This window comes from Endozoicomonas sp. (assembly GCF_051008435.1).
Taxonomy (GTDB): Bacteria; Pseudomonadota; Gammaproteobacteria; order Pseudomonadales; family Endozoicomonadaceae; genus Endozoicomonas_A.
In genome coordinates, this window is record NZ_JBPCXO010000219.1 from 1 (window position 1) to 7171 (window position 7171).

At 47.0% G+C, this 7171-nt stretch carries 9 protein-coding genes and 2 pseudogenes; 7 read left to right on the forward strand and 4 right to left on the reverse strand.

Translation table 11 applies throughout. From position 1 onward, the window contains the following. From ACR2PX_RS11375 to ACR2PX_RS11385, 3 genes are all read left to right on the forward strand, one after another. Positions 1-836, forward strand: an 836-nt coding sequence (locus ACR2PX_RS11375; RefSeq protein WP_433999480.1) for an HNH/ENDO VII family nuclease, incomplete at its 5' end; no start/stop codon positions are given. Positions 837-843: 7 nt separating this feature from the next. Continuing rightward, entirely contained in the window at positions 844-1299 is a 456-nt protein-coding gene (locus ACR2PX_RS11380) for an SMI1/KNR4 family protein (protein WP_433999481.1), read from the forward strand. A 31-nt stretch (positions 1300-1330) separates the two neighbouring features. After that, positions 1331-1654, forward strand: coding sequence for an immunity protein YezG family protein (locus ACR2PX_RS11385; RefSeq protein ID WP_433999482.1), 324 nt, complete (start codon positions 1331-1333; stop codon positions 1652-1654). 200 nt (positions 1655-1854) lie between these two features. Here ACR2PX_RS11385 and ACR2PX_RS11390 read toward each other — a convergent pair whose 3' ends face one another. Continuing rightward, on the reverse strand, positions 1855-2538 hold the full coding sequence (locus ACR2PX_RS11390; RefSeq protein ID WP_433999483.1) for a zinc metallopeptidase: 684 nt from the start codon (positions 2536-2538) through the stop codon (positions 1855-1857). Positions 2539-3153: 615 nt separating this feature from the next. Between ACR2PX_RS11390 and ACR2PX_RS11395 the strand changes: the two genes are divergently transcribed. From ACR2PX_RS11395 to ACR2PX_RS11405, 3 genes are all read left to right on the forward strand, one after another. Further along, positions 3154-4005, forward strand: a complete 852-nt coding sequence (locus tag ACR2PX_RS11395; RefSeq protein ID WP_433999484.1) for an SDR family oxidoreductase — start codon at positions 3154-3156, stop codon at positions 4003-4005. Between the two features lie 175 nt (positions 4006-4180). Then, positions 4181-4969: a threonine/serine ThrE exporter family protein gene (locus tag ACR2PX_RS11400; protein ID WP_433999485.1), complete on the forward strand. Its 789-nt coding sequence runs from the start codon at positions 4181-4183 to the stop codon at positions 4967-4969. Then, the gene (locus ACR2PX_RS11405; protein WP_433999486.1) at positions 4966-5460 is read left to right on the forward strand and encodes a threonine/serine exporter family protein; all 495 of its coding nucleotides are present in this window, start codon (positions 4966-4968) and stop codon (positions 5458-5460) included. Before ACR2PX_RS11400 ends, ACR2PX_RS11405 begins: the two co-directional genes overlap by 4 nt. A 48-nt stretch (positions 5461-5508) precedes the next feature. Here ACR2PX_RS11405 and ACR2PX_RS11410 read toward each other — a convergent pair whose 3' ends face one another. Next, positions 5509-6183, reverse strand: a complete 675-nt coding sequence (locus tag ACR2PX_RS11410; RefSeq protein WP_433999487.1) for a PaaI family thioesterase — start codon at positions 6181-6183, stop codon at positions 5509-5511. A 132-nt stretch (positions 6184-6315) separates the two neighbouring features. After that, a complete protein-coding gene (locus tag ACR2PX_RS11415) occupies positions 6316-6579 on the reverse strand; it encodes a hypothetical protein (RefSeq protein ID WP_433999488.1) in 264 nt (87 codons plus the stop codon). A gap of 66 nt (positions 6580-6645) precedes the next feature. Between ACR2PX_RS11415 and ACR2PX_RS11420 the strand changes: the two are divergent. Further along, positions 6646-6729, forward strand: a pseudogene (locus ACR2PX_RS11420) (hypothetical protein); the annotation flags it as partial. A 40-nt stretch (positions 6730-6769) separates the two neighbouring features. Here the strand turns inward: ACR2PX_RS11420 and ACR2PX_RS11425 are convergent. Further along, positions 6770-6874: pseudogene (locus ACR2PX_RS11425) on the reverse strand (IS701 family transposase); the annotation flags it as partial. Between the last annotated feature and the right edge of the window lie 297 nt (positions 6875-7171).

Sequence of the window (7171 nt, forward strand, 5' to 3'; positions counted from 1 at the left end):
AAGCTCAACACAGCCTGGAAATCAGTGAACTGGCAGGCAGTGCCGCTTTTGAAATTTTACTGACCCTGGTGTTGGCTGCTGTGCCAGCGGGTACAGGCGCTATTGTCAATCTTGCCAGTAAAGCCCGGCTGGCTCGGCAGATGACCGATCTTGGGGAGTCACTCAAAGAACTGGCTGATCTCAAGAAAGTGGTCCAACAACACAGCGAGAAGAAGACACTTCGCACGCAGACCACAGGGGATATGACCAAAGACCTGCCTGTGGATAACCGACCTCCACCACAGAATAACCCTCCTCCTCGAGGAGAAAGCATCACAGAGGTTGTGCAAGGCCTCACAAATTTGAATCGTGTGAATGGGGATAAAAGTCAGCATGACAATAGAACTGAAACAGAGGTCAATACATCTAATACTGTTGATGATAAAGTCCCTGATGACTTCAGCGATAGTAAGTACTCTCCAGTAGAGGTTAATGGCAGGAAGGTCTATAAGAATGCAGTAGATGTTAATCTGGGAGCTCCATTAATGGTACATAGGAGTGTTCACAAAAGCATCCGTCAGAAGGTTCAAGATGAAGGGTGGACAAACTTGGATTTAATGGAAAACGGATATGCTCCTATTGGGCCTGATGGTAAACAAATCAACTTGCACCATATTTTGGGGCAAGAGCCTGGGCCCATGGTGGAACTGACTTCAACACTCCATAAGAAACATCACAAGCCTCTCCATGGCTTGATTGAAGACGGTCGTAGTTTTCGCAATGATCCATCAATACACTATCAATATGAAAAGTTCAGAAAAGAGTATTGGAAGCATAGAGCTGAAGATTTCAAATAGGTGAAATATGAAAGATTACAGTGCATTAATCGATAATGTGAAGAAAGCCGATAATGAGTTATTCTGGCTTGGCTCAGCTTCTAGTGATCAAATCAACAAGCTAGAGAAAATTTTGGAGGTTAAACTACCAGAATCCTTTAGACAGTTTCTTTCTGAATATGGTGGAGGTGGGATTATCGATGCTGAAATTTCTGGTATAGAAGACAATCACGCAGCCCTCGATAATGGTGGGACCGTTTTTGGTGATACGTTGACAGCCAGAGAAGATTACGAATTGCCAGAAAATCTAATCGTAGTGTTCTTTAAAGATTATGAAATTTGCTGGTGTCTAGACTCTAGCTCTACTGATAATAGTGGAGAATACCCTGTAGTCAGCTATAACTTGTTCCATCACAAAGTAGATAACAAAATTGCTGATAGCTTCAGTGATTTTTTCAAAGATTACCTAGAGCTGCGAGCATAATAGCTCATCTTCATAGTTAGAGAGCTTCAATATGTTCATAGATGATGTGTATGCAAGCATTGGTCAGCAGATTGCAGACGCTATCAGTGATGACTGGTCTGAAGCATGGCTTTTTGTAGAGTTCTTTGAAGATGCGGCCAACTTTAAAGGCGAATACATCTCTAATTCAGAAAGAAAGTTCTTCAAAGTTGGTTATAAAGCATACAAAAATTTTAAAAAGTTATATGAGATAACTACAGAAGGGGAAAATAATCGCTGGAATAAAGCAAAGTTCACGCTTTACCCTACCGGAAAGTTCAACATCGACTTTGAATGGGATCAGGATTTAGCCGACGAGATAGCCGCCAACTCCTGAAAGTCCTGCACAAACATTTTGATGGCTGAATTTCATCTCCTTAAAAGTCAGCCTTTGAATCACTTCGGAACTTTTCTGTCTATCAGCTGAACAGCCCCGGCCCGGAATGACGGGACTGTTCACGGAACATCATGAAAATACCCCCATACGCCACCGGCTCTATCGAATCCCGACCTCCAGCGGAACGAAAGCTATCGTAATCAACGCCTGAGAATAGCAATCCAACGGCCAAGATTGAGCAGACTGCCCAGGGCAGCAGCCACATAGGTCATGGCAGCGGCTTTTAACACTTTTGTAGCAGCGGGCATATCTTTTTCAGACAGATAACCTTCGGACAGGATGGGCAGAGCTTTTTTAAAACTGGCATCCAGCTCCATGGGAAGATTGATCAGCTGTACCCAGATCGCTGCCAGCATACCGGCAACACCGATGATAACCGTTAGCAGGATACTGTGAGGAACCCGGGTCAGAGCAAAAACCAGAGGAGTAATCATCAGAGCCATGGCACTGAAACGCTCAATGGTCATGGCAAGACGTATACGTCTCTGGCGGAGCATAAATCCGGCATGTTTTTCCTGGTGCTGGAGTGCATGGCCGGTTTCATGAGCGGCCACTGCCACTGCAGACACTGAACGTCCATCATAGTTTTCAGGTGACAGCGAAATCAGCAAGTCTTCCGGATTATAGAAGTCTTCTCCCTGGTTACCTTTTACGACCTTGACGCCTTCCAGACCAAAACGCTCCACAAGGTGAACAGCCAGTTCACCGCCTGTCCCCTGCAGGTCAGAACGATCACCACCGTGCATTTTGAGTGTTCGTTTCACCCAGATCTGGGGGCCAAAAACCAAGACCAGAATCAATAATCCCAGGATGACAAAGACCATTCCATGCTCTCCAGTCCATTTACAGACTTATAATTTACCCTGACCTTAACAGGCCTTCCATCAAAGCAGAATGACAATTAAAAAATGGCCTGTTCACGAACCACATCAGCGATCACTTTCAGGACAACCAGGGCCAGGATCAACCTTGGAGCCCAGTGCATATTTTTTACATCTTTTAAGAATTGCAGCATATTTCTCAGCTCATATGACAGCTTACTGTTTCTCGAAAAATACGTTCACCCCAGAGGATAAAATAATTTTTCGTTCATGGCTGAGAGGCTTTATATCATATCTGAACCAACAGCCTACATAGCCATCTTCCCCATTTTTAGAGCAATCTACCTAAAAGAAACCGTTTTCTAACGCATGGCAACTAGTTCAAACAGGGTACGAAAATTTTAATTAATCCTACTGTCTTACATTTCCTTTTAACCCATTTTTGATTCTGCTAAATTCGATGGCGCTGCGCTGTAAAACACCCAACCTTTACAGCATTCAAATACCTGATCGTCTGTAAAACAGGTCTCATAGAAGTAGAAGAATAAACAACCATGAACGCCGCCATCATTTTTCAGGATGTAGCGCGTTCATGGAAAAAGTTATGAGGGAATCAAAATGACGACATTCAAGGATCGCATTCTTGAAGGCAAAGTGGCCTACGTAGCCGGTGGCACCCGAAGCTTCAACCTGGCCATTGCCAAGCGCTTTGCCGAGCAGGGCGCTAAAGTCACAGTAATGAGTCGAACTGTTGACCGCACTGAGTCTGCAGCACAGGAAATTCGGGACCTGGGCGGCGAAGCCCTGGGTCTACCCGGTGATGTACGCGACTATGATCGTGTCTATGAAACCATGAAAGAAACTGCCGAAAAGTTTGGTGGTATCGATATCGTGGTCGCAGGTCAGGCAGGTAACTTTTATGCGCCTGCCATTGGTATGAGTGCCAACGCATTTAAATCCATTATTGATATTGACCTGCTCGGTACCTTTAATGTTTTCAAGGCTTCCTGGGACTTCCTGCGTAAGCCTGGTGCTTCTCTGATGGCCATCACTGCTCCGGAAGCAGTACGCCCATTGCCATACCAGACTCACGTATGCTCTGCCAAAGCCGGTGTTAATATGCTTTGTAAAGTTCTGGCTCTGGAATGGGGCCCTGAAGGTGTCCGTGTCAACGGCATTTCGCCCGGACCCATTGAGGACTCCTGGGGTATGCAAAACGTCATTCTGAAAACTCCCGGCATGTATGAAACCATCCGTGAGGGCACACCTCTGCGCCGCTGGGGTACCAGTAATGATGTTTCCGACGGTGCCTTGTTCCTGGCTTCCGAAGCCTCCAGCTACATCACAGGCACCATTCTGGATGTCGACGGCGGTGTGACGATTCAAACCACCACCTCTGAAGGTGGTACCGCAACCGAAGGGTATGAAGATGACCCTCGAATTCGCGGTGCCGGTAAAGGCGACCGTTAACCACTGCCCTTTATTTTCAAAAGCATGAACACCCTGATGCCGTCACCGGGATGCTCCATTGGCGGCATTTTTCTTTCTTTTAATTTGCTCAAATCCTGACCTGTATCAGGGAGATTTTCGCCCTCGCCCGCTATAGTTTCTGAATCCCTTTGCCTCTCTCCAGAATCTGCAATTCATGTCTATACCAACCTCACTTCCTGACTATGATCACCGGACAGTGTCCAGTCTTCTACTGGATATTGCTGCACTGCTTATGTCATCCGGCGCCCATACAGAACGCGTCAATCGTAATGTACGACGAATAGCTCATGCCCTGGGCTATGACATTGAACTGTTTTTCTCTTTTGCCGGCATCACCCTGACACTGTCTGATCAACAAAGTCCTCATTTGCAACACACGGCTTTTCGAAGAGTTCCCAGTTATGCCGTCAATATGAGTGTGGTATCCGCCATCAGTCGAATGAGCTGGAAAGTCTCTGTTGAATGCTGGCCCCTGACAGACATCGCTCAGGAAGTGGAGCGTATTCGTCGCATTCCTCATTACCCCAAAATGATCTTGCTGATCATGATCTCTCTGGCAGGCATGGCATTTTGTCGTCTGGCCGGCGGAGAAATTCCAGCCATGCTGCTGGCAGGTGCTGCAACAGCCATCGGCTTTACCGCCCGCAACAAAATGCTGTCCAGTGGCTATAACCTGGCTTTGAGCATCGCTGCTGCTTTTAGTGCCACGGCCATCAGTGGACTTGGACTGGTGTTTCACTGGGGAGATTCACCGGAAATAGCCGTTGCCACTTCAGTGCTTTTTCTGATTCCCGGTGTTCCCATGATCAACAGCATTATTGATCTGCTCCATGGTCATATTATTGTCGGACAGGCACGAGCGATGCAGGGCATCGTTATCGCCTTTGCAATAGCCATGGGCATTGTCATCAGTTCCGCGCTATTGGGGGTTTATCAGATATGATCGGGTTACTGATTGAGAAATGTTGCTGGGCTGCTCTGGCCGCCATGGGATTTGCCACTCTGTTCACCACTCCCCTTCGGGCTTTCTGGGCCACAGCACTTCTGGCAGCAGTAGGATATGGGTTAAGAGGTATGGCTCTGCACTTTGGTCTCGACCTACTGACATCCACACTGCTTGCATCTTGCACCATGGGACTTCTCGCTATTCAGCTTGCTCACTGGGTGCACACACCCACGACTGTGTTTATGGCACCAGCTGTTATTCCAATGGTACCGGGCGTATTTGCCTATCGAAGCATGATGGGACTGATGGAGATGAGCCAGACCTCCACCTTCTCAACAGATCTTTTGATGCAGACCATCAGTTATGGTCTGAATACTGTCTTTATTTTGCTTTCTCTGGCAGTGGGAGTCACGATTCCTTCCCTGCTGTTCAAAAACCGCAGCGTCAAAGACATTCGTTTACTGAGATCCCGGAAAACCCGGGTTTAGCCGCCTGCCGGACTTTAGCTTTCTCTGTCCAACAGGCTTTCCGAGGGGTTAAGTTCCCTCTTTCATGCGCTTGAAGGCTTCTGCATTGATGCGAATGAAAAGACATTCTGCTGTGGCGGTGACTGCACCATTAGCAAGTATTTCAGCCGTCATGATGATTCTGCGACCTTCGGACTCTTTTAATCGCCCCTGAAACGTCAACTCAGTATTCAATGGGGTTGGCTTCAGATACTTCACCGACATTTGACCGGTCACGCCGGGATGTCCGGTAATTTTCTGGCCAATACCAAGAAACTGATCAAATAGAGCCGCAACATAACCACCATGAACGGTATTGGGAGGACCTTCATATTGCCAGCCCAGCATCGTCTTCCCATAAACGCCCTCATCATCCATCCAGATATTCAGAGGAGGCGCCAGTGGATTCGATTTACCTTCGACCGGGTTCAGCTCGTAGCTCAGCTCTGAGATGGTTTTCTGTTCAAAAGCAACGGCGTCAGTGCTGTCAAAACGTCCCTTGGCCATGGGTTGTTTCTCGAGGTTGTCTGCCTGAAACGAGATCGCTTCTGCCAGTTGCTCAAGCTCTTCTACCGAAGCTTTGGTGTTCACAAGGTTTTCAATCAGCCTTCGGGTTGCATCGGCTGCTTTTCTTCTGGCAGCCCATCGCTCGTCCAGAGGCTCTTTCAGCGTTTCGCTGTCGAAAGGGTAATATTTGGAGGGCATGGTCATTTTTCCATTCTTTTTATCAGATCTGAGTCCACTCTACCAAGCTCATTGCCAGTAAACCTCCTGCAATCAGATTAGAGAATGAACTCATGTATGGAATGACCGGATCAGTCTGGAATCAGCTGGAACTTAAGCGGTCATCCAGGGAGTGTCGGGCAGCTGGTCAAGATTCTGCTCATACCTTTTCAGGTTGAACGCTGCCTCATTTTGAATAACATCGATAATTTCAACGGAGAGTGCACAGGCAATGTAATCCATGGCCTCCTGTCTCTCCATTCCGGTCATGGTCAACCTGAGCAGGGTTTCCTTAACCCTTGTAGGGTTATTCTCAGTCAGCTGGTTTTCAACAATTTCCAGCAAATGGGCCTCAGTGACCAGATCATCATCACTCATGGGGGTTTTCCAATTGAATAAATTGGGTAATCTTAGCTTTTTACCGCATTGATTGGCAGCTTACCGATGACTGAAGTAGTTGAAATACCGGAAGACTATTACTTGACCAACTCTCAGTCTCTGCTGGATTTTGTCGCCCAGCAATACGATGACCTGCTTGAAGATGATGAGCGCAGTTTTCTTTCCTCTTTTCAGTCAGCCTTGTACATATTGATGATTTTGGCTCACTCATCAAAAAGCCCATGTATTGTGAAAGGGTGCATCGAGCAGTAGTGGGTCGAGTAGTACTTCTCACTTTCATTCCTGAAAAACAGTCATTTCTGCCAATTATCAAAACTCAGGATGCGCTGTCAATGCGTAAGTCCTATTGGTTTATGGGGACCACTATATTATGTGGCCAAATCCTGGGAGCCTGTCGGACTAAGAGCAAAAAACAGGCATAATCGTCTGTACTCACTACCCAGGACAACGACCTCTGTCAAATGAAGAAGTGGACTTTTCGACCCATTGATCGCAGTACGCCTGACATGTTTCCTGCCAGTGTCGATGACTACTTGCCGGAACGGCACCTTGCTCGCTTTGTTGTAGAGGT